This is a genomic window from Nonomuraea sp. NPDC050547 (assembly GCF_044457345.1).
Lineage (GTDB): Bacteria > Actinomycetota > Actinomycetes > Streptosporangiales > Streptosporangiaceae > Nonomuraea.
Map to the genome: position 1 here is coordinate 86,838 of NZ_JBITGW010000029.1, position 20,135 is coordinate 106,972.

Annotated in this window: 21 protein-coding genes; 9 read left to right on the top strand and 12 right to left on the bottom strand. The window is 67.6% G+C overall.

Going from position 1 to position 20,135, the window contains the following annotated elements; translation table 11 throughout:
- Positions 1 to 8: 8 nt before the first annotated feature.
- Entirely contained in the window at positions 9 to 341 is a 333-nt protein-coding gene (locus ACIBHY_RS50240; RefSeq protein ID WP_397310534.1) for an ArsR/SmtB family transcription factor, read from the bottom strand.
- 43 nt (positions 342 to 384) lie between these two features.
- Positions 385 to 1,503 carry an FAD-dependent oxidoreductase gene (locus ACIBHY_RS50245; RefSeq protein ID WP_397310535.1) on the bottom strand — a complete coding sequence of 373 codons (1,119 nt, stop codon included), beginning with the start codon at positions 1,501 to 1,503 and terminating at the stop codon, positions 385 to 387.
- A 53-nt stretch (positions 1,504 to 1,556) separates the two neighbouring features.
- Here ACIBHY_RS50245 and ACIBHY_RS50250 point away from each other — a divergent pair, with 53 nt between their 5' ends.
- Positions 1,557 to 2,249 carry a TetR/AcrR family transcriptional regulator gene (locus ACIBHY_RS50250; protein WP_397250343.1) on the top strand — a complete coding sequence of 231 codons (693 nt, stop codon included), beginning with the start codon at positions 1,557 to 1,559 and terminating at the stop codon, positions 2,247 to 2,249.
- A gap of 11 nt (positions 2,250 to 2,260) precedes the next feature.
- Here the strand turns inward: ACIBHY_RS50250 and mltG are convergent, their stop codons facing one another.
- The 3 genes from mltG to ACIBHY_RS50265 are packed head-to-tail and all read right to left on the bottom strand — an operon-like array spanning position 2,261 to position 4,420.
- Complete coding sequence (gene mltG, locus ACIBHY_RS50255; protein ID WP_397310536.1) at positions 2,261 to 3,157, bottom strand: endolytic transglycosylase MltG; 897 nt, start codon at positions 3,155 to 3,157, stop codon at positions 2,261 to 2,263.
- A complete protein-coding gene (locus ACIBHY_RS50260) occupies positions 3,154 to 3,666 on the bottom strand; it encodes a SigE family RNA polymerase sigma factor (protein WP_397250347.1) in 513 nt (170 codons plus the stop codon). Before ACIBHY_RS50260 ends, mltG begins: the two co-directional genes overlap by 4 nt.
- Positions 3,667 to 3,715: 49 nt before the next feature.
- Positions 3,716 to 4,420 (bottom strand): TetR/AcrR family transcriptional regulator, encoded by a 705-nt coding sequence (locus tag ACIBHY_RS50265; protein ID WP_397310537.1) that lies wholly within the window; start codon positions 4,418 to 4,420, stop codon positions 3,716 to 3,718.
- Positions 4,421 to 4,473: 53 nt separating this feature from the next.
- Between ACIBHY_RS50265 and ACIBHY_RS50270 the strand changes: the two genes are divergently transcribed.
- On the top strand, positions 4,474 to 5,901 hold the full coding sequence (locus ACIBHY_RS50270; protein WP_397310538.1) for a DHA2 family efflux MFS transporter permease subunit: 1,428 nt from the start codon (positions 4,474 to 4,476) through the stop codon (positions 5,899 to 5,901).
- Between the two features lie 32 nt (positions 5,902 to 5,933).
- Here ACIBHY_RS50270 and ACIBHY_RS50275 read toward each other — a convergent pair whose 3' ends face one another.
- The 5 genes from ACIBHY_RS50275 to ACIBHY_RS50295 all read right to left on the bottom strand — a co-directional run bounded on the left by ACIBHY_RS50275 (position 5,934) and on the right by ACIBHY_RS50295 (position 8,997).
- Positions 5,934 to 6,485 (bottom strand): hypothetical protein, encoded by a 552-nt coding sequence (locus tag ACIBHY_RS50275; RefSeq protein WP_397310539.1) that lies wholly within the window; start codon positions 6,483 to 6,485, stop codon positions 5,934 to 5,936.
- Positions 6,486 to 6,490: 5 nt separating this feature from the next.
- Positions 6,491 to 6,952 carry a hypothetical protein gene (locus ACIBHY_RS50280; protein ID WP_397310540.1) on the bottom strand — a complete coding sequence of 154 codons (462 nt, stop codon included), beginning with the start codon at positions 6,950 to 6,952 and terminating at the stop codon, positions 6,491 to 6,493.
- Positions 6,953 to 7,045: 93 nt separating this feature from the next.
- A complete protein-coding gene (locus tag ACIBHY_RS50285; RefSeq protein WP_397310541.1) occupies positions 7,046 to 8,002 on the bottom strand; it encodes an HD domain-containing protein in 957 nt (318 codons plus the stop codon).
- Positions 7,999 to 8,328, bottom strand: a complete 330-nt coding sequence (locus tag ACIBHY_RS50290; protein ID WP_397250359.1) for a PadR family transcriptional regulator — start codon at positions 8,326 to 8,328, stop codon at positions 7,999 to 8,001. Before ACIBHY_RS50290 ends, ACIBHY_RS50285 begins: the two co-directional genes overlap by 4 nt.
- A 126-nt stretch (positions 8,329 to 8,454) precedes the next feature.
- Complete coding sequence (locus ACIBHY_RS50295; RefSeq protein ID WP_397310542.1) at positions 8,455 to 8,997, bottom strand: ROK family protein; 543 nt, start codon at positions 8,995 to 8,997, stop codon at positions 8,455 to 8,457.
- Between ACIBHY_RS50295 and ACIBHY_RS50300 the strand changes: the two genes are divergently transcribed.
- The 7 genes from ACIBHY_RS50300 (at position 8,996) to ACIBHY_RS50330 (ending at position 17,047) form a co-directional block, all read left to right on the top strand.
- Complete coding sequence (locus tag ACIBHY_RS50300) at positions 8,996 to 9,160, top strand: amidohydrolase family protein (RefSeq protein ID WP_397310543.1); 165 nt, start codon at positions 8,996 to 8,998, stop codon at positions 9,158 to 9,160. The two genes, ACIBHY_RS50295 and ACIBHY_RS50300, sit on opposite strands and share 2 nt — an antisense overlap.
- 261 nt (positions 9,161 to 9,421) lie before the next feature.
- A complete protein-coding gene (locus ACIBHY_RS50305) occupies positions 9,422 to 10,291 on the top strand; it encodes a helix-turn-helix domain-containing protein (protein ID WP_397310544.1) in 870 nt (289 codons plus the stop codon).
- Positions 10,292 to 10,671: 380 nt separating this feature from the next.
- A complete protein-coding gene (locus ACIBHY_RS50310; RefSeq protein ID WP_397250366.1) occupies positions 10,672 to 11,532 on the top strand; it encodes a TauD/TfdA dioxygenase family protein in 861 nt (286 codons plus the stop codon).
- A gap of 110 nt (positions 11,533 to 11,642) precedes the next feature.
- Positions 11,643 to 12,479 carry a TauD/TfdA dioxygenase family protein gene (locus ACIBHY_RS50315; protein ID WP_397310545.1) on the top strand — a complete coding sequence of 279 codons (837 nt, stop codon included), beginning with the start codon at positions 11,643 to 11,645 and terminating at the stop codon, positions 12,477 to 12,479.
- Between the two features lie 64 nt (positions 12,480 to 12,543).
- Positions 12,544 to 14,721: a carbamoyltransferase gene (locus ACIBHY_RS50320; protein ID WP_397310546.1), complete on the top strand. Its 2,178-nt coding sequence runs from the start codon at positions 12,544 to 12,546 to the stop codon at positions 14,719 to 14,721.
- A gap of 1 nt (position 14,722) precedes the next feature.
- Positions 14,723 to 15,718, top strand: a complete 996-nt coding sequence (locus tag ACIBHY_RS50325; RefSeq protein ID WP_397250369.1) for an amidohydrolase family protein — start codon at positions 14,723 to 14,725, stop codon at positions 15,716 to 15,718.
- A gap of 96 nt (positions 15,719 to 15,814) precedes the next feature.
- Positions 15,815 to 17,047 (top strand): serine hydrolase domain-containing protein, encoded by a 1,233-nt coding sequence (locus ACIBHY_RS50330; protein WP_397310547.1) that lies wholly within the window; start codon positions 15,815 to 15,817, stop codon positions 17,045 to 17,047.
- Between the two features lie 8 nt (positions 17,048 to 17,055).
- On the opposite strand, the gene ACIBHY_RS50335 is transcribed toward ACIBHY_RS50330, so the two are convergent.
- On the bottom strand, positions 17,056 to 18,207 hold the full coding sequence (locus ACIBHY_RS50335; protein ID WP_397310548.1) for a DUF6461 domain-containing protein: 1,152 nt from the start codon (positions 18,205 to 18,207) through the stop codon (positions 17,056 to 17,058).
- A 65-nt stretch (positions 18,208 to 18,272) separates the two neighbouring features.
- A partial coding sequence (locus ACIBHY_RS50340) for a NucA/NucB deoxyribonuclease domain-containing protein (RefSeq protein ID WP_397310549.1) occupies positions 18,273 to 20,135 on the bottom strand: 1,863 nt, incomplete at its 5' end.

Sequence of the window (20,135 nt, forward strand, 5' to 3'; positions counted from 1 at the left end):
CGGCTCCTTCACTCACACACGGGCGGTTCGGGGACGGGCTTGCCCATGACCACGTCGGCCGCGGTCGGGAAACAGCTCACGCAGTTCTCGTTGATCCGGTACAGGCTCGCCGTGCCCCGGCGCTCCACCAGGACGAAGCGCACCTCGGCCAGGATCTTCAGGTGGTGCGAGACCGTCGACTGGCCCACCCCGGACGCCTCGACGATCTCGCCGACCGTCATCGGCTCGCGCCGCCGGGCCAGCAGCGACACGAGCTGGATGCGGGTGGCATCGGCGAGCGCCTTGAACCAGCTCGCGTACTCCTCGGCCTCGGCCCGGCCCAAGGGCTCCTTCTTATTCATCGTTAATCGACGATAATAGATAAATATGGTCCGCGTCCACCGCTCAGGATGGCTGGACCTCGTCGAAGAGGGCGAGGGCTTCGGTGGGGTCCGGGCTCACGAGGCGTTCCAGACCGGCCGTCGTGAACTCCGCCCATCGGCCGGCTCGTGCCCACATCTGTTCCTCGAACGCGCGGACGGCCTCGTCCAGATCTCCAGGGCGGGCAGCGACGGACTCGGCGAGTTCGGCGCCTTCCAGCATCGCCAGGTTCGCGCCCACCCCCAAGGGCGGCATCAGGTGGGCGGCGTCACCCAGCAGCGTCACCCCGGGGACATGAGCCCAGGTGTGGGACACGGGCAGCACGTGGAGGGGGCGGTGGGCGAACGCGGTCGCGTGGCGCAGGAGGTCGAGGACGGGAGCGGCCCAGCCGTCGAACAGTGCCAGCAGACTCGATCGCACGGCCTCGACGTCGGCCGGGTCCAGGCCCCCGTGCCAGTCCAGCGGCGCGCGGAACTGGGCGTACACCTTGACGTGACCGCCGCTGTTGCGCTGGGCGACGAGGGCGCGGTTCACCCCGTACACAGCCAAGGAACCGTCACCGATCAGCCGGGCGAGGCCGGGGTGGCGGGTGTCGACGTCGTCAAGGGAGGTCTCGACCAGGGTGACGCCGGTGTACTCCGGCGTCGCGGACGAGACCGCCGGGCGTACCCGGGACCAGGCTCCGTCCGCGCCGACCACGAGGTCGAACGCCTCCTGCCGCCCGTCCGCGAAACGGACCAGCACGCCGTCCCGTGTTCCCGGCACCACCTCCGTCACGCCCCTCCCCCACTGAACATCGAGGGGGCCGAGCAGCAGGTCACGGAGCTGCCCGCGGTCGATCTCCGGATTGGCCAGGTCGTCCGGACGCGACGGCCAGTCGCGCAGGACGGTCCCGTCCACGTCCAGGATGCGCATGGCCTGCCCCTCGGGACGGGACAGCGCCCGGAACTCCGCCAGCAGCCCGGCCTTGCCCAGCGCGAGCTGGCCCAGCCCTTCGTGCAGGTCCAGCGTGCCGCCAGGAGGACGGGCGTCGGGGGCGGAATCACGTTCGAGGACGGTGACGGGGTGATCGTGGCGGTGCAGGACGCGGGCGAAGGTGAGGCCGGCGGGGCCGCTCCCCACCACAGCGATACGTTGTCTCATGTCGATACACTGTATTGATTTTTTACGGCGTCTCGCAACCGTACGATGTAGCCATGACTGTGTGGGACCGGCCAGAGCCGCCGACTCGCCCCGTGCCGCTCGACCGGGAGCGCATCGTTGCCGCCGCCATCGCGCTGGCCGACGAGGGCGGGCTGGAGGCGATGTCGTTGCGCAAGGTCGCCGCCCGGCTGGACGTCGGCCCGATGCGGCTGTACGGGTACATCACCACCAAGGAGGAACTGTTCGACCTCATGGTGGACGAGGTCTACGCCGAGATCCTCCCCGGGGAGCGGCCCGGCCACTGGCGGGAGGTACTGCGCATCCACGCGAACCGCACCCGGCAGGCCGCCCTCCGTCACGTATGGCTGGCCGACCTGCTCGGCGGCCGCCCGGCCCTGGGCCCCAACGCGCTCGCCGTGACCGAGAACACGCTGGCCGCCCTCGACGGCCTCGCCGACCTCGACACCGTCATGCGCGCCGTGGAGACCGTCAGCGCCTACATCACCGGCGCGATCAGGCGTGAGATCGCGAACCTGCGGGCCGAACGTGCCACGGGCCTGTCCAAGCGCGACTGGCAGCGCGCCTCCGGCCCGCATGTGAGGAGGATGCTGGACACGGGCCGCTTTCCGGCGCTGGCCAAGGCCGTGTACGACGGCACGGAGGTGGACGCCGAGACGTCCTTCACCACCGGCCTGGACTGGGTCCTCGACGCGGTGGCCGCCAAACTCGCCCAGCCGCAGGAGTGACGGGCGGACCGTTACCCGGCGGCACGCTCGACGAGCTTGGCGTACTCCTTCGCGGACGTGGCGAACTCCAAAGTGCCGCGCTTCGGGCCGGTGGCCACGTAATAGAGCCAGGGGCCGGCGGCCGGGTGCAGGGCGGCCTTGAGCGCGGCCTCACCGGGGTTGGAGATGGGCCCCGGAGGCAGGCCCTCATGACGATAGGTGTTGTACGGCGAACGCCGCTTCAGGTCCTCGACCGTGACGTCGACGCCGTCCTTGCCCATGCCGTAGAGGACGGTGCTGTCGAGCTGCAGCCGCATGCCGCGGTCCAGTCGATTGTGGATGACGCGGGCCACCTTCGGCATGTCGGCCTCGGTGGGCGACTCGGCCTGGACGAGGCTGGCGACGATGACGACGTCCAAGGGGGCACGCCGAGACGCCAGGCCGAGCTTGTCCGCCGTCTCGCGGAACCGGGCCACCATCGCGGCCAGGATCTCGGTGGGGGTGGCGGACTCGGCGAACCTGTACGCGCCGGGGTGAGCGAAGCCCTCCAGCCTGCCCTTCGCGTACGGAGGCAGGCCCAGGGCCCGGCCGTCCTCGGCCGCCCGCGCGAACGACGTCGCGGGCTCGCCGGTCACGCGGGAGAGGTCGCCGAACAGGAGGGCGGCCCGCCATCCCTCCTTGACGGTCACGGCGCGCGTCGGCTCCGGAGGCACGGCCACGGGCACTTCCGGCGTCTCGGGCGCCTCGGGCGAGAGGGCCCTGACGGCGATCGTGCCGCCCGCGGCCAGGGCGACGACGGTGGCCGCGGCCGCCAGGGCGACGCCCCTCCGGCGGGCGGGACGGTGGCGGAGGAAGCCGGCAGGAGGCGGCGGCACCTGCTCCTCCGCCATGTCGGCGAGGGTCTCACGCAGCAGGTTCTCGATGTTCAACGCAACTCCCTCACGGTGCTCAGTTCGGGGGCCGACTTCTTCAGCCGCTCCAGCGATCGGTAGATCTGGCTGCGGACCGAGCCCACCCGCACGCCCAGCAGTCGCGCGATCTCGGTCTCCGACTTGTCCTCGAAATAGCGCAGGACGAGCATGGTCCGCTGCCGGGGCGTCAGCCGGGACAGTGCCGCCCGCATCGTCATGCGCAGGTCCGCCGCGTCGTCGTGCCCGTCGCCGGCCCGGTCGAGCCGCGCGTCCGTGCTCACCTCCACGACCCGCGAGCGGCGGCGCCACCGGCTGACCTGCTCGTGGTACATGGTGCGGCGGACGTACCCCTCGATGGCCTCGGGGTCGCGCAGGGCGCGCCACCGCGCGGCCGTCTTCGCCAGGGCCGACTGGACGAGGTCCTCGGCGGCGTGCCGGTCGCCGGTCAGCAGGTACGCCGTGCGGAACAACGCGCTCGACCTGTCGATGACGAACTGCCGGAGCGCCGCCTCAAAGCCTGGATCCACCCGTCCTCCTCGTGATGTCACCCACCAAGGACGAGCGGGCGGCTCGAAACTATGCCGGAGTCTTGAGGCTGCCGAGCATCAGGTTGAGGGTGAAGTCGAATCGTTCGTGTCCGCTGCCGGAGATGAGTTCGGCGGCGTGGCTTCTGGTGTGGGGGAACTGGTCGGCGGGCAGGGAGCCGAGCCGGTCCAGAAGTTCGTCGCGGCTGAGGACCCACTCCTGGCCAGGGTCGTGGAGCAGGGAGATCTCCAGAGTGTAGGCGGCGACGTAGAGCGACAGGGCGTCCATGGCCCAGGCCGCGGTCTGGGGCTCGACACCGCCGGCGAGCAGGATCGCCAGGATCGCCTCGCCCACCCGCAAGGTGTCCCGATTGGTGGGGACGGTGGCCAGGGCGGCGCGGGAGATGCCCGGGTAGCGCAGGTACTGGTCGCGGATCTGGGCGTACACCTGCAGGATCTGTTCGCGCCAGCGGCCGGGGTCGGGTTCGGGCAGCACGAGCTCCGAGTTGAGCCGTCCCATGATCAGGTCGTCGATGTCGGCCTTGTTGACCACGTGCGCGTACAGCGAGGACGGGCTGGTGCCCAGCTCGCCGGTGATGGCGCGGATCGTCAGCGCGTCATAGCCCTGGGTGGCGACCACGTGCAGCGCGGCGTCGATGATGCGCTCGACGGTGAGAGGTTCCCGGCGCGGCTGGGCCGGGGCGGAGCCGGGCTGCAGGTGCCGGGCCGCCCGGCGGGCTTTCGGATCTTGGGCCATGTCCCGATCCTACACGTTGACATGAACTATGTTCGCCACATAGAACTATGTTCATGTTTACTGAACAAAGTTCTCCCCTTGCGAAGTCCCTGGTCCTTCCGTTGCGCCGGGCCTGGCTCGTCCTCGCGGTCGTGGTCATCGCCGACGTCATGGACGTGCTGGACTCGACGATCGCCAACCTCGCCGGGCCCTCGATCCGGGCCGATCTGGGCGGTGGCGATTCCACCGTGCAGTGGGTGCTGGCGGCGTACACCGCGGCCTTCGCCCTTGGCCTGGTCACCTCCGGGAGGCTGGGCGATCTGGTCGGCCGTCGCCGCCTGTTTCTGCTGGGTCTGGCCGGGTTCACCCTGTCCTCGCTGGCCTGCGGTCTCGCGCCGGGAACCGGGTTCCTGATCGGTGCCCGCGTCCTGCAGGGCCTGTTCGGGTCGGTGATGATCCCGCAGGGCTTCGCCCTGGTGAAGGTCGTCTTCCCGCCCGAGCACCTGCGCCGGGCCCTCGTCCCCTTCGGCCCGATCATGGGCCTGGCCACCGTGGCCGGGCCCATCCTGGCCGGCTGGCTGTTGCACCTGGACCTGTTCGGCGGCTGGCGCTCGATCTTCCTGATCAACATCCCGATCGGGGTCGCCGCCTGGGTCCTGGGCGCGTACGTCCTGCCCCGCGACACCGGCGAGGACCGCTCCGCCCGCCTGGACCTGCGCGGCGTCGGCCTGCTCACCCTCGCCTCGGCCCTGCTGATCATTCCCCTGGTCCAGGGCCGCGAACTCGGCTGGCCGATCTGGACCTACGCCATGATGGCCGCCTCGATCCCGGTGCTCGCGCTGTTCGTCGCCTCCGAACGTCGCAGCGACCATCCGGTGATCGCTCCGTCGCTCCTGCGTAAGCGCAGCTTCGTCGTCGGACTGGTCATCGTCTGCGGCTTCTACGCCGCGCTCACCGGATTCCAGCTCGCCCTCAACCTGATGCTCCAGCTCGGCGCACGCTGGACACCCCTGCACACCGGCCTCACCCTGATCCCCTGGGCCCTGGGCAGCGCCATCGCCGTCGGCCTCGCCGGAGCCTTCCTCGCCGAGCGACTCGGCCGCGCCACCCTGCACCTCGGCCTCGGCCTCGCCGCCGCCGGCCTGATCGCACTCGCCTGGACCGTCGCCCACGCCCAGGACGGCCTGACCGCCTGGGCCCTGGCGCCGGCCCTGCTGATCACCGGCTTCGGCTCCGGACTGGTGTTCATCCCCATCTTCGACTACGTCCTCGGCGACGCCACCACCGAAGAGGTCGGCACCGGCTCAGGCATGCTCAACGCCGTCCAGCAGTTCGCCAACGCCACCGGCGCCGCCGCCCTCGGCACCGCCTTCTTCGCCCGAGCCGGCCACGGCTTCTTCGACGCCGGCATCCTCGTCACCGCGCTCGCCGCCGCCCTCTACCTGGCCACCCTGCTCCTGGTCGGCCTCCTCCCCCGGCACGCCCAGCAGACGGCTCACTGAACGGGCGCTCGCCGTCCGCCTTGTCCGCGCCGTCAGTCGCGTGACACCACGGCGGCTTGCGCGCGGTCGGTCACCGCGTCGAGCGGGCTCAGGTCGGCCGGCGGCGTGAACACGTCGAAGTCGACGACCTCCTCGGCCGGAGGCGCCGTGACCGTTACCTTCGACCCCCATCCGCTGTAGCGCGTGTCCACCACGTGGTGCTGGATGCGCTTGACCGTCTTGCCCTTCCCGTCGGGCCAGCCGATCTTCTCGGTGTACTCGGTGATCAGACGGGCGGGCCTGTGTTCGCGGTCGAGCAGGAGCCTGAAGGAGATCGCCTTGGTGTCGGGGCTGCCGTAGCCGTGCCTCGCCTTGTACAGGTCCTTGGGGGTGAGGGTGCCCCGGTAGTCGCCAGGCTTGGCGACCTTCGCCTTCGCGAGGAGCGTCTTGAGTATCGCCGGGTCGAAGACGTCGACGAGCTGGTCACCGCGCTGTCCCTCGTTGCCCCAGGTGGTGTTCTTGCCGAATCGGAACCGGTGCTTCCCCTCGGGCAGAGGATGCCAGTGGAACCCCTTCACGTACGTGGTGCCACCCGCTTCGATCACGCGGATCAGTCGCGCTCCCCCGGCGAGACGGACAGCAACGCCTGACCCTTCTTGATCGACACCAGCCGCACCTCCACCGGAGTGTGTTTGCGGAACGCGAAGCCTCCGCCTCCGCCCTCACCGAGACGCTGCTCCGAGCCGCCTCCGTGCGGGTACTCCACCCGGTACGTGATCGTGCGCGCATCGATGGCCACGACCTCGAACTTCGGGTAGTAGAACTTCTTGGCGTTCAGCCGGATCGTGACGGGCTTGGACAGCTTCAGCAGGCAGTCACCGTCGAAGCAGTCCTTGACCTTGGTGGTGGCTTGGCGCGTCGGAGATGGTGACGGCGTCGGTGATTCGGTGGCCGAAGCGCTCGTGGCTGGCGTGCTGGGCGTGGGGGTAGAAACCGCCGCCTGCCGTCCGGTCTCGGGCGAGGCGCAGCCCGCCAGGGCGCACATGGCGATCACGAGAAGGAGTTTGCGCATGCTGTGTCGTCCCTATCGCTCAGGGTGATCGGCGTCGGGCGAGCGCCGGTGCCACACAGAACTACCCGACCGGCCCCGGGAGGGGTCCCGCCCTCAGCCGGGCTCCTCCGTCAGGCCGAGTTTCCTGCGCAGGCGGGTCAGGCCCGCGTGGAGGACGGGAGGCACGGTGATCGCGATGACCGCGGCGTCGCCGAGGCTGTTCCTCGCGGACTCCACGATCATCCAGCCGAGCAGCACGGTCAGCGGTGGCCAGGTACGCAGATCCGTCCGCAGGATCCAGCGCAGAGCGGTCAGGACATGGCCGGTCAGCGTGCCCCGAGCCGGCCGCCGCAGGATCAGAGCCAGGGCGGGCACGCCGAGCGCCAGCCCGAGGACAAAGCGGGTGCGAGCCCGACGGTCCGGTAATGCGTCCAGCTCGCCGAGCCATTCGTCCAGATAGCTCGCTCTGACCGCCGCGGGCAGGAGCAGCGCGCCGAAGGCGAGCACCTGATACCTCGCCCCCGCGTCTCCAGGCGGCGGGATCAGGCGGTCGTACGCGATCGACTCGAGTTCGTCCGCGATGGCCGGCAGGCCGAGGCGTCCGGCGAGCGGTGCCGTGACGTTCACGACGTCCTGGCTCGTCAGGCGCTGTTTCTCCCGGTCGAGGTACTGGATCGTACGCATGTTGTGCAGTCGGTCGAGCACCCGCAGAGCGAGGACGCGCTGGTCCGCGGTGGCCGCTTGAACGTGACCGTGGTCGAGGTCGGTCAGGTTCTGGACCATCGTGGTGATCTCATCCCCGAACTCCGCGCGCAGTCGTACGGCGTCGCACCAGGTGTCCTCGATCACGTCGTGAAGCAGAGCGGCGCAGACGGTGGTGCTGTCCAGACCGGCGTCGATCGCGATCTCCGCCACTGCGACGGGGTGGGTGATGTACGGCTCGCCGCTCTTACGCAGCTGGCCTGCGTGACAACGCGCGGCGAACTCGTAGGCCCGCCGGATGAGGTCACTCTCCGTAGCGGTGAAGCCAATGGGTAGCCGGTCCAGCAGCGGCTCTATCAGCCCGGTCATGACGTCGCCGGCCGAGGTTCCGTGGCCGGCCCGCGGGAACGCTCGGCGCGGTCGAGGGCGACGCGAGCCCGGAGCGCGCCCTGCTCGGTCAGCCTGTAGTAGTACCGGGCGCGGCGGCCCTGGGCCAAGTGCTCGGCCGCGGACTCCTTGTGGCGCTCGATCCAGCCGAACTCGCGCTCCAAACGGGCCAGGATCGGGTAGATGGTGCCACTGGGCTGGCCCGTCTTTCCGCACAGTTCCAGCCCGTAGCGGCGCCTGGCGGGGTCGGACAGCATCTCTTTCAGCACGAGCATCGTCTGCAGGGTCATCCGTGGACCATCCCTCATGTGTCGGACTCTAGACATCAACCACGGACAGTGACATGGCCGCGCGAGTGACAACCATGTGGCAGCACCTTCACCAGAGCGGTACCAAGGGGCGGCGGCCGCGGGCTCGGCGTCCGGGAAGGAGCCTCATGACGGGTCGGTGCGCAGGATGGTACGCGGTTGTCTCAGCAGCGGGGCGAAGGCACTTTCGGCCGCTCCCACGAGAGCGGCATGGTGAAGGTCACCCGTGACGATGTCGATCTGACCGACGCGGGCGACGAGGGAGGACGCCATCAGCCCCTCGCGTACGTGGTCCTGGGTGGCCCGATACAGGTCGGCCAGAAAGCCCATGAGCACCACGCGCTCCGGGGCGAGCGTCTTGACGAGGCTGGTCAGCCCCGTCACCAGATGGCCGGCGGTGAGGCGGATCGCCTCCTGCGCGGTACGGTCACCGGCCGCGGCGGCCTCGAAGATCTTGGTGACGGTGTCTTCATGGCCGAAGTGGCGAGGCCGGCCGGCGGCACATAGCAGGGCACGCGGGTCGGCGTACATCTCCAGGCAGCCGCGCGCACCGCACGGGCACCGCAGTCCTCCCGGCGCGACGATGATGTGGCCGGCCTCCAAGGCGTTGCCGCCCCCGGCGAGCGGTATGCCCGCGTCGATGAATCCGCCGCCGATGCCGGCGCGCATGCTCGGGCTGGGAGAACGAACCGGGAGCATCGACCCCGGCAAGGACGCCGACCTCGTCGTCCTCACGGACGACCTGCGGGTTCGCACGGTCATCGCTCACGGCGCGGTCGTCCACGGAACACTGGCGGCGAGCGCCGGCCTCGCCATGGACGGAGCAGCGTAGCGCCCGGCGGGCGGCGCCTCACCGAACCGTGCGTCCGGCTTACGTACGCGGGCGTCGATACCAATCGCCCGATGATGTGCGCGAGATGGTTGGGAGATGTTCCGCGGCGGAGCGATTGCTTCAATCCTATGGACTCCCGAACGATTTTCATGTTCTCCTGTTGGGAGCGCACTGAAATGCTCGCCCCCTATTCTCGACCAGGCGACGAACCCTCAGAGAGGCAACCAGGTGGTCAGGGAAATAGAAAGCCCGTACGCTTGGATGAGTCCGCGCGATGGTGATTTAATCAAGACGATCCTACTCAACTCCGCCGAACGCTCAGCGCGGCGGATGCGCGTTCTGGAGTGGGGATCCGGGCAAAGCACATTGTCGTACACCCAAATTCTGGCCGCGCACGGACTGCCCTTTCTGTGGCTCGCCCTCGAATACGACCGCGAGTACTTCGACACCTTCCTCGCGCCCGGACTGCTTTACCGGGCCGACACGACCCTGCGCTATGTCGAGGACGACAGGAGCCTGCACGGACCAGCCGGAGACGGACGCGCTCATATCGAGGCGGTGTGCTGGAACCGGACCGCGCTGCGCCCATCAGAGCGTGCGACGGACCGCGAGGCGGATCTCGATCAGTACGTGAACTATCCCGCCGAAATCGGCCACGGTTTCGACGCCGTCATTGTGGACGGGCGCAAGCGACGCCGCTGCCTCTTGGCGGCTGCGGATTTCATGGAACCCGACACCGTGGTCATCCTGCACGATGCCCGGCACTCGCATTATCATTGCGCGCTGGATCGATACCCGGCCTCTCGGTTCATCGGCGACGACCTGTGGGTCGGAGCGCAGAGCACCGCTCGACTCGATGATGTGCTCGCCGAGAGAACCACGATGTCCGCCTCTCTCGGATATCGGTGGCATTTGCGTAGCGTGATGGCCGAGCGGGAGATGTTCACGACCACCGAGTTGGGGCCGTTGCTGGCCGAGCGAGGAGTGATGTTGTCCCGCGAGCAGGTCCACCGGCTTTTCACCGGCGTTCCCGAACGGCTCAACCCCAACCTCCTGGTGGCGCTGTGCGACATCTTGAACTGCCAGGTCGGTGACCTGATCGAGCCGGCGCGGCAGGCGTATTCACACTGAAATCCGCGGGAGAGCCATTCTCCGCAACCTGTGCGTGCGGATTTCTCGCCCGCCGGCATTGCCGACGAACGACACCCGAGCCCCGGACGGACCGCGGGGTGAATCCGCGTGAACAGTGCGTGGTGCCCGGCGAGCACAGCGTAGCGTGCGCTCGACCATAAGAACCGGGCGATCCGCGCGCCCAAGCTGCCCGGAAGCGACCGTCCGGAACCATCGGCGCGCCGAAGACCCGGCCCGCGATCTCGGCGACGCCGGCGCTCCGACGCCATCGGGCGACCGTTGACATGGATCCCGCAATAGGCTTCTCTTATTTTTGCCAGTGTGCCACGTTAACTGGTCTCGCTACGACATTGGTTCGACCAACGGCGTAAGGAGAGAACGTGTCGCTGGACTTCTCAGCCCTTCATGGAAAGTTTGTCGTGGAAGTTACCGGGCGGACCGGGACTTTGCTGGCCGGGCGCGACGGATACGCAATCAAACAGGCACTCACTACTTACTCGGTCGTCGTGATCAGAGGCCTGGAACTGGTCCCGGCAGAGCAGGTGGCGCTAACCCGGTTGCTGGGAAAACCCGAGGTTGTGACGGACCTGCGCAACCACCACCCCGAAAGCAAGGACATCCTGGTCGTCAACAATTCGAGCGCCACCCCCGTGGTCGGAAACCGGTGCTGGCACTCGGATCGATCCTTCCTTCCGGAACCGACGCGCTACACGATGTTACGAGCGGAAGTTGTTCCGCCGCGTGGCGGTGACACCCTGTTCGCCGACATGGTGGAGGCATATGCGCAGACCCCGGCATCGTGGAAGGCGGCGCTCTCCGGCGCGGTAGCCGTACACACCTACGACAAGATTGCCCGCCTGCGCTCCGAGATACATCGCATGCCCATCGAAGAGGGATATGAGAAGCTGTATCCGCCGGTACGCCATCCTGTGGTGCGGGCCCATCCAGAAACCGACACTCCCGCGCTGTATCTGAATGACCTGTGCATTGTCGGCATCGAATCGGAGTCCGACGTCTCGGCGCTCATCCAGCTGGACAAGCTCCACGCGCACGCCACCGAGGACAGGTTCGTCTACCGTCATCGCTGGCGGGTGGGGGACGTCGTGATCTGGGACAACGCCAGGGTGATGCACCGGGCCGACATGCTCCACTGGAAGCTGCCGCGCGTCCTGCACCGCACCACCACGGCAAGCCCTCCGCCTCGCCCGGCCGCCCCGTACGTGCCGGACGGAACCGGCTGATCACGCCGCGAGACCGGCCGGACACCTCTTCGTGCGGCCCGCGCGCATGCCCCAGGGCGATGCCACGTCGCTTTCCTCGATCCCACCTGCGTCAACCGAGAGGATGCCGAATGACGGCCCCATCAGGTGCCCCGGTCTTCGTGGCGGAACTTCCGGCCGATGATGACAGGCGATACGATCCCGCGGCGCTGCTGACCTTGTTGCGGACGTTCGCCGTGGTCGTTCTGCGAGGGATGCAGCTGACACCCGGCCGGCAGGTCGAACTGACCCGCGGCCTTGGTGAGCCCACGCTCGACCCGGATATGGACAACAGGCACCCCGAGACTCCCGAGCTCCTGGTCGTGGACAACAGCGGCGACACACCGGTGGTCGGAAACGACGTCTGGCACACTGATGGCTCGTTCTTACGCCGCCCCATTCGCTACACCATGCTGAGGGCGGTCGCGGTGCCGACGTCAGGCGGCGACACCTTGTACGCCGACCTGCAGACCGCATACGACAACCTGCCCCCACAGTGGCGAGACGTGCTCGCCGGTGCGATCGGCCTGCACGCCTACGACCGCATCGCGGCCACGCGGGCCGACGCCCACAACAACCCCGCGGCGCTGGCGGGTACCTCGACCTACACACCGGTACGCCACCCGATCATCAGAGCGCACCCCGATACCGGATCCCCCGTTCTCTTCGTCAACGACCTCTGCCTCGCTCGAATCGAGTCCGGCGACGGAGCCCCCGTTGAGCTGACCGTGGCGGAGCTGATCGCCCACGCCACCCAGGACCGGTTCGTGTACCGCCATCACTGGGCGGCCGGTGACGTGGTGGTCTGGGACAACGCCAGAGCTCTCCATCGAGCGGATTTCGCCGCCGCGCTGCCCCGGGTCATGCACCGCACGACCACCGCCGGCGACATCCCGCGGTCCTTCACCCCCACCGGTGAGCCCGCCTGACGGCCAAGCTCGTTCTCCCCGAGAAGCACGCAGTCGTTCACACGAGACACAAGGTGAGTGCCAAGTGATTGTTCTGGGAAGCAAGCCCGGCCAACATGACGCATGCTTCGCGCTGATTCGGGATGGTGAGCCCCTCTTCGTTTATGAGGTAGAACGTTTCAATCGGGTCAAACGCGCGACGTCCACGGATCTCTCGGTGCTGTTCGAGGGGCTCGCGGAACACTCGATCTCCCCCTCCGACGTAGACCTGGTAACCAACTGCATGCACCCCGGCGAATTGCCAAAACGCAAGGCACTGATCTCTGCGTACATCACCCCCGACAAGGTTGGCAACATTCATCGCTTTCTCGACTGGCACCTTCCCTCGTGGTACTTGCTTCTGCGCGAGGGAGGTTTTCCGGCCAGCCGGATCGTCAACATCCGCCACCACCTCTGCCATGTGTCCGGCGTCTACTATTCGAGTCCACGTGATGACGCGGCCATCCTCAGCGTCGACGGTGGCGGTGAGGCGGAGACCTCGATGCTCGCGCACGGCCGGAATGGCCGTATCTCCATCCTCAGGACCACTCCGCACCCGCACTCGCTCGGACACCTCTACCAAGGGGTCACCATCTGGCTGGGGTGGGGGTACGGCGAAGAGGGGAAGACGATGGCACTCGCGGCCTACGGCGACCCTCAGCGTTTCAGGCGACAGTTGGATACGTTCATTCAGATCGATGACCAGGGCCAGTTCTGCTACCTCCCCGCCCTCCGCCGTGGACCGTGCCGGTTCGCGTCGACCGACATCGGGCGCGTCGTCCTGCCACAACTGGTCGGGCCTGGCCGGCGGGATGGCGAGGAGATATCTCAGACGCACAAGGACGTCGCCGCGACCGTCCAGGCGATATGCGAAGAGATCATGCTGAAGCAGGCGAGATACCTGAAACGGGAGACCGGCTCGAAGACCCTCCTTCTCGCGGGCGGCGTGGGCCTGAACTCGATTACCAATGGAATGCTCTCGGCTGAAAGTGGATTCGACCAGGTCGTCGCTTATCCGCAGGCCAGCGATGCGGGGACCGCGCTCGGCGGAGCGCTCTACGCGTATCACAACATCGGCGCCCCCGATCGGCCCCGCCGGTGGCACATGACGCACGCGTACTGGGGGCAGAGCATCGATCTGGAAAACCTGGACGCGGCAAGCAAGAGCTACCAGGTGAACGGCCGGCAGTCGGATGACATCGCCGTGGACGCGGCCGAGACGCTGGTCTCCGGCCGCGTCATCGGCTGGGTGCAGGGCAGGTCGGAGATCGGGCCGAGAGCGCTGGGAAATCGCTCGATCCTGGCGAATCCCCTCGTGCCCGGCATCAAAGACAAGGTCAATGGCGTCAAGCGCCGGGAGTGGTGGCGGCCCTTCGCGCCGTCGGTCCTTCGAGAGGACGTGAACACCTACTTCGAGTTTGACGGCGACCTGCCGTACATGACCGCGGTCGCCCGCATCAGGGATGAGTGGCGCGAGCCTCTCAGCTCCATCGGCCACGTCGACGGCACGGCGCGCGTTCAAACAGTGACGGCGGAGAGCAATCCCCTCTTCTACCAGTTGATACAGGAGTTCAAGAGCCGGACCGGAATCGGGCTGCTCCTGAACACCTCGCTCAACGGCCGGGGCGAACCGCTCGTCCAGACCTGCGAGCAGGCACTCCGTCTCTACGTGAATTCCGACCTGGACGCCATCGTCATCGGAGATCATCTGTTCGCCGACAAGACGAACGCGCTCGTCGGTCAAACTCTCATTCCCTATGTGTGGAACATCCGGAAACTGCCACGGACGAGACTCCTGGTCGTGCCCGGCGAACTACCGGCGAGCAGGCACGAACTCCTCCTTCATATCGTGCAGGACAATCCACGGGCGCGCGTCGACATCTCCGAAAACCCGGTGCTGACGGAAGTCCTGGCTGCCGCCGGCCAGAAATACGTCGTATCGGTTCCGGTACTCGAGCCTGACGACCTCGCGTCCGTGTACGACGCGGTGGCTTTCTACGTGCCGTTCCCCGGCGACAAGTGTGTCTTCGAGGAAGAAATCTACTTCTCGCAGCGCGCCGTGCTGTCACGACGGATCATGGAGGAAGCCGGCATCCCTGTCTACTGGATCGACTCGAGAGGCGATGTCAACTTCATGCGAGACTCCCTCTACGTCCACCACGACGAAACTCCGGCACTGGCGATACCGTCCACGTATCAACAGTTCTGGATGCCACGTCCATGAGATGACCGAGCCGATTCGGGATCCGGATCTACCGATCGTGGACCCGCACCACCACCTCTGGCCGGATGGACAGAAGGCCGTTGACATTCCGTACTCGGTGCGGGACCTGCGGGCCGATACCCGGTCCGGGCACAACGTCGTTGCCACCGTTTTCGTGGAGTGCCTCGGCGGCTACTTCACCGAGGGGCCGCGACATCTTCGGCCCGTGGGTGAGACGGACTGGGTCGCGAGCCAGTCCGTCTCCGGTGGATTGGTCAGCGGCATCATCGGACACGCGGACCTGAGGTCGGAACCGGCTGAACTCGACGAAACCCTCGACGCGCATGTCGAAGCCGGGGACGGCAGGTTCAAGGGGGTACGCCACACCGTGGCGTGGGATGCGAATCCGGATGTGTTCGCCAGTCGCAGCAGGCCGCCCCCGGGACTTCTTCTCGACGGCGCTTTCAGAAGAGGGGCGTCCGAACTGGCGCGCCGCGGGCTCGTCTATGAGACCTGGACGTACTTTCACCAGCTGCCCGACCTGTGCGACTTCGCACGTTCGCAGCCGAGCCTCGTGGTGGTTCTGAACCATCTCGGCGGCCCCGCCGCGACCGGGCCGTACTCGCGGCGGAGGGACGAGGTGCTCGGCGAATGGCGCGCCGGTGTCGCGGGGCTGGCGCGCGTTCCCAACGTGGTGATGAAGCTCGGCGGGATCGGCATGCCCGCGTTCACCCCCGTCGAATTCATCGCATCAACCCCGATGACATCCGCCAGGATCGCCGCCTACTGGGGCCCGCACATCCGCTACTGCATCGACGCTCTGGGCCCCGAACGATGCATGTTCGAAAGCAACTTCCCGGTGGACAGAAGCCTGTGCGACTACGCCACCCTGTGGAACGCGTTCAAACGGATCGCCGCACCCTATGCGAGCGCCGAGCGTGAGTCCCTCTTCGCCGGCACCGCTTGCCGGACCTACGGGATCGGCCGATCGGTGCCGGTCAGCTCACGGTCGCGATGAGGGTTGACCTTGACCTTAGGTCAAGGTCCAGGCTCATCGCATGGCCGCTCCGACAGGGGCCGGACACCAACGATCGCGAGACAAGGGATGACGTTCATGATGGGGAAGAGCGACGGCGGGTTTTCCGAAGCGGGGCTGCGCAGGCTGCGTGAGGTGCTGGTCCGGCAGGTCGAGTCGGGGAAGATTCCCGGGCTGGTCGCCCTGGTCAGCCACGGCGGCCAGACGCATGTCGAAACGATCGGCACGATGCGGCACGACGGTGGCACGCCGATGCGCCGGGACACGATCTTCCGGATGGCCTCCACGTCCAAGCCGGTCACGATGGCGGCGGCGATGGTCCTGCTCGACGAATGCAGGCTGCGGCTGGACGACCCGGTGGACCCGTGGCTGCCCGAACTCGCCGACCGCCAGGTGCTCAAGCGGCCCGACGGCCCGCTGGACGAGACCGTGCCGGCCCGGCGGCCGATCACCGTACGGGACCTGCTGACCTCCACATTCGGGCTCGGCCTGGATTTCGAGCTGCTGGACTCCCCGATCAGGGCCGCGACCTTCGAGCGGCTCGACTACAGCGTGGCATCCGGGCCCGCGCCCGACCCGGATGAGTGGATGCGCCGCCTCGGCGAACTGCCGCTGTCCTACCAGCCCGGCGAGCGCTGGCAGTACGACCTCAGCAACGAGGTGGCCGGCGTCCTGGTCGCCAGGGTCACGGGCAAGCCGTTGGAGACGTTTCTGCGCGAACGCGTCCTCGACCCGCTCGGCATGAAGGACACCGGCTTTCACGTGCCCGCCGACAAGATCGACCGACTGCCGCCCCTCTACGGACCAGACCCGATGACCGGCGAATTCCACGTGTGGGACGAGGCCGCGGGCGGAAGGATCAGCCGGCCTCCGGTGTTCCAGGGCGGCGGCGGTGGACTGGTCTCCACCGTCGACGACTACCACGCCTACTTCCGCATGCTGCTGAACCACGGAATGCACGACGGCGAACGGATCCTGTCACGGCCCGCCGTACAGCTGATGACCACCAATCGCCTCGCGCCCGCGCAACAGGGCGCCCGCGACGCCATGTACGAGACCATCGCCCACCTGTCGGGCGGCCAAGGGCTGCAGGGCGGTTGGGGGTACGGCATGGCCGTCCGCACCCACCGCAACGGCCACGCCCCCATCGGCCAGTTCGGCTGGGACGGCGGAACCGGCACCACCGCCTACGCCGACCCCGAACACCAGGTCACCGGAATTCTGCTCACCCAGGTCGGGATGTCCACCCCGGACTCGCCGCGCGCCATCCACGACTTCTGGACCACGCTCTACCAGGCGATCGACGACTGACACGATCTTCATTCGTCATCCACCTCGCCTGTCGCGACATACCAGGCGAGCTGCTGCAGGACCGCTTGAACGGGTGATGCCTCCGGCGGGATCCACTTTCCCGTCAGGAGACCGCTCGTCTGGGTCGCGGCCGCGTTCAGATCGGGGTCGAGCGCCTGCGCCAGGATCTCCAGGGGACGGAGTTCCCTGTGCAGGCGCTCCATGTCCGGGTCGGCGGACAGTCTTATCATCAGGTCGATGTCGGGGACGACGGGCACCTGTACGGGCCCTCGCTCCTCGCTCACCTGCCTTTCGATCTCGGCGGCGGTGGCGTCGATGCGGGCGCGTATGTCCGCGGCAGCGGCGTCGATCCGGGCGCGGGTTCCCGCGGAACGGTCGTCCCGCACCCTGTCGGCGATCGCCTGTAACGCCTGCCGTTCCAGATCTCCTGACATCGGCCAGGCCTGCCGGGCCAGTTCGATCGCGAGCTGGATGATCTCGTGCTGCCGTTCCGGCGCCGGATCGGCCGCGATCGCCCGCAGTCGCGGGTCACCCTCCAGCGTCGGGCGCAGCCAGTCCCTGACGCGAAAGCCGCTCGGGGGACGGACCTGGGGCGGAGCGGAGCCCAGCGGGACGCACAGGTGTTCGCGCGCCAGCCAAGCCTGATCCAGCCTGACCCCGGACAACTCCTCGCCCAGGGCGAGAGCGGCCGGCTGCCAGCCTTGACGCCATTCCTCCTGCGTGACCGGCAGGCCGGACAGCCATGCGCGACCCGCGGCGGGATTGATGGTGTCCAGGTCGGCGGGGTCGAAGCTGCCGATCACCTGTCCGTCCCTGGCGTAGGCGACGGTGGCGACGTAGTTGACGGTCCACTGGAGAGCGAGGGCCTCTCCGGAGGCCGACAGGCGCTTCACGAGTCCCGTCAGGCGACCGCACATCGCGTCGAGGAGGACGGTCCACGGACCGTGGCGGGCGGCCAGGACCACCGCCCGGTCCTCGTCATCGGCGAGCTCCCACGCCGCACTTTCGACGTCCGCCCAGGTCGCGGGGTGAACCCAGGCGGGGTCTCCCCCCAGCGCGCGCACCAGATCGTCGAAGTCGGTGGTCCTGATCCACGCGACGGACGCCTGGTCGGGCAGGTAGGTGTGGGCGTCGGTGTAGTGCCGGCGCAGTCCGCTCATGGTCCCTCACTCTGGCCGTGAAAGGGCGGGCAGGTCAACGAGACCCCGCCCGCCTTGGTCACTGATCAGCTGTCGCCGTCGACGGTGCAGACCTCCGGCTGTTCCTCCGGAAGGAAGTCACCGAACACGGCGCCTGGGGCGAGGCTTCTGGGCCTCGCTTCGCCGGGCAGGATGACGTCCACCCAGTAGGCGTGCCCGTTTCCGATGCGATGGCGTTGGTAGAAGACCAACGTCCGCGCGCCGGACGAGCAGTTGTCGGTGCCCTTGATGATGTCCACGGAGAAGTCGTGGGACGGGCTGGACGCTCCTTCCAAGGTCGAGGCGAAGGGGAACTCGTCGCAACTGTCAGGCGAGCCGTATCCCGGCTTGAGCCTCCTGCACGCGGGAATCGCGTGGTCGTCGCGGTTCTTCTTTTGAAGCGCCGCGTCGGTGGTCCGGTGCAGGCAGCTCATTTCTATGGTGCCGCGCGTACACCCGGGATATTTCCAGTCGAAGAATCCGGGAATGTTCTTCTTCCCGCCCGGGACCGGTGGATAGGTGAAGTGGGGGAGGTAGAGAGCCTTGTACCAGTGCGCGACGCTCTCGACGACCACCTTCTTCCCCTTCTTTTCCTCGTTTCCGTCGAGGATGAAGACCGGGCGAATGTTGCCGACGATGCAGCCGCCGCTGTAGTTGAAATTCCAGGCGGCGTTGTCACAGATGAACGACTGCACGTAGCGCTTGTCGCGGAAGTATGGATTCAGTTGCTGGTAATTGTTCCCATCGTGTGGCAGGAACTCGTAACGGATCTTGGGTTCGACGGTGCAGCTGCCGGTGTCGGAGCCCGGGTGGTTCGCGGAGATGTCCAGGAGGATCTCCCTGTCTCCTCCCGATCCCCAGTTGTCGAGCCTGTCCCTGATGCCGGAGTACGCCGACTTGATCTGGCCGTCCTTGTCCTTGTAGTTGGACGTGCAGCTGCCGTTCTCACCCAGGAAGACGGCGAACTCGCGGCCCTTCGCAAAGGTGTCGCCGGGCCGGTGGAACACCCTGTCGACCCTGATCCAGGCGCTGACGTGGCGGCTGTTCGTCGCCCTGGTGTAGTTGCCGGGATTTCTCGGGCCGGTCGGGTTGGCCACCTTGTGCGACTTGCCGACATAGCTGTGGAAGACGACGGTCAGCCGGGCCGCCCACAGCGCGTTGCCGTTGATGGGCAGGTCGGTGTCGAGATAGTCGTCGCCGTCGTATTCGCCGACCCACATGGCGTAACACAGGTTGTAGGAGTTCTTGGGCTGGAAGCCTCTCCGGTCGATGATCCCCCATCCCGATTCCCACGGCGCTCTGCTCTTGTCGGCGATCGTTCTCTGGCACTGCTCGTGTTCGAGACGGTCGTAGGGGAACGGCTTGCGGGCCGCCGCCTGAGCGCTCGTGCCGCTGTCGGATCGACGCGCGGTGGGCGGCTCCGGGGCTGTGACCTTGATGCTGCCGTTGTGCCAGGCGGTCCACGCGCCGTTGACGCCGCCCGCGGTCGCGCGGGCACGCCAGCGGATCTTCCATCCGTCGGTCAGTTTGCCCGACGGGATCGTCACACTCGCCGTGCCGCCGTTGTTCACGACCGCGGTGGTGCCGGTCCAGATGAGCCCGGTTCCCTGGGTCGTCGCGGTGGGGTCGTGCTCCACCTCGACGGTCATCGTCGAGGAGCGGCCGTCGGGGTCGCTCACGTCGCCGTAGAAGGTGGGCGTGAGTTTGGTGATCTCTCCGGCGCTGTTGGTGGGTGAGGCGTATTCGTAGGACACCTTGGGTTTGGAGATGTTGACGGTTTCGGTGTGCCAGGCGGTCCAGGCGCCGTTGACACCACCGGCGGTGGCGCGGGCTCGCCAGCGGATCTTCGATCCGTCGGTGAGTTTGGCTGGGGCGATGGTGAGGCTGGCGGTGCCGCCGCTGGCGACGGC

Excerpts from the sequence above, each read along its gene's own strand:
- ACIBHY_RS50240 (WP_397310534.1), bottom strand. The coding sequence starts at position 341 with ATGAATAAGAAGGAGCCCTTGGGCCGGGCCGAGGCCGAGGAGTACGCG.
- ACIBHY_RS50245 (WP_397310535.1), bottom strand. The coding sequence starts at position 1,503 with ATGAGACAACGTATCGCTGTGGTGGGGAGCGGCCCCGCCGGCCTCACC.
- ACIBHY_RS50250 (WP_397250343.1), top strand. The coding sequence starts at position 1,557 with ATGACTGTGTGGGACCGGCCAGAGCCGCCGACTCGCCCCGTGCCGCTC.
- ACIBHY_RS50265 (WP_397310537.1), bottom strand. The coding sequence starts at position 4,420 with ATGGCCCAAGATCCGAAAGCCCGCCGGGCGGCCCGGCACCTGCAGCCC.
- ACIBHY_RS50270 (WP_397310538.1), top strand. The coding sequence starts at position 4,474 with ATGTTTACTGAACAAAGTTCTCCCCTTGCGAAGTCCCTGGTCCTTCCG.
- ACIBHY_RS50280 (WP_397310540.1), bottom strand. The coding sequence starts at position 6,952 with ATGCGCAAACTCCTTCTCGTGATCGCCATGTGCGCCCTGGCGGGCTGC.
- ACIBHY_RS50285 (WP_397310541.1), bottom strand. The coding sequence starts at position 8,002 with ATGACCGGGCTGATAGAGCCGCTGCTGGACCGGCTACCCATTGGCTTC.
- ACIBHY_RS50290 (WP_397250359.1), bottom strand. The coding sequence starts at position 8,328 with ATGAGGGATGGTCCACGGATGACCCTGCAGACGATGCTCGTGCTGAAA.
- ACIBHY_RS50300 (WP_397310543.1), top strand. The coding sequence starts at position 8,996 with ATGCTCGGGCTGGGAGAACGAACCGGGAGCATCGACCCCGGCAAGGAC.
- ACIBHY_RS50295 (WP_397310542.1), bottom strand. The coding sequence starts at position 8,997 with ATGCGCGCCGGCATCGGCGGCGGATTCATCGACGCGGGCATACCGCTC.
- ACIBHY_RS50305 (WP_397310544.1), top strand. The coding sequence starts at position 9,422 with ATGAGTCCGCGCGATGGTGATTTAATCAAGACGATCCTACTCAACTCC.
- ACIBHY_RS50315 (WP_397310545.1), top strand. The coding sequence starts at position 11,643 with ATGACGGCCCCATCAGGTGCCCCGGTCTTCGTGGCGGAACTTCCGGCC.
- ACIBHY_RS50325 (WP_397250369.1), top strand. The coding sequence starts at position 14,723 with ATGACCGAGCCGATTCGGGATCCGGATCTACCGATCGTGGACCCGCAC.
- ACIBHY_RS50330 (WP_397310547.1), top strand. The coding sequence starts at position 15,815 with ATGATGGGGAAGAGCGACGGCGGGTTTTCCGAAGCGGGGCTGCGCAGG.
- ACIBHY_RS50335 (WP_397310548.1), bottom strand. The coding sequence starts at position 18,207 with ATGAGCGGACTGCGCCGGCACTACACCGACGCCCACACCTACCTGCCC.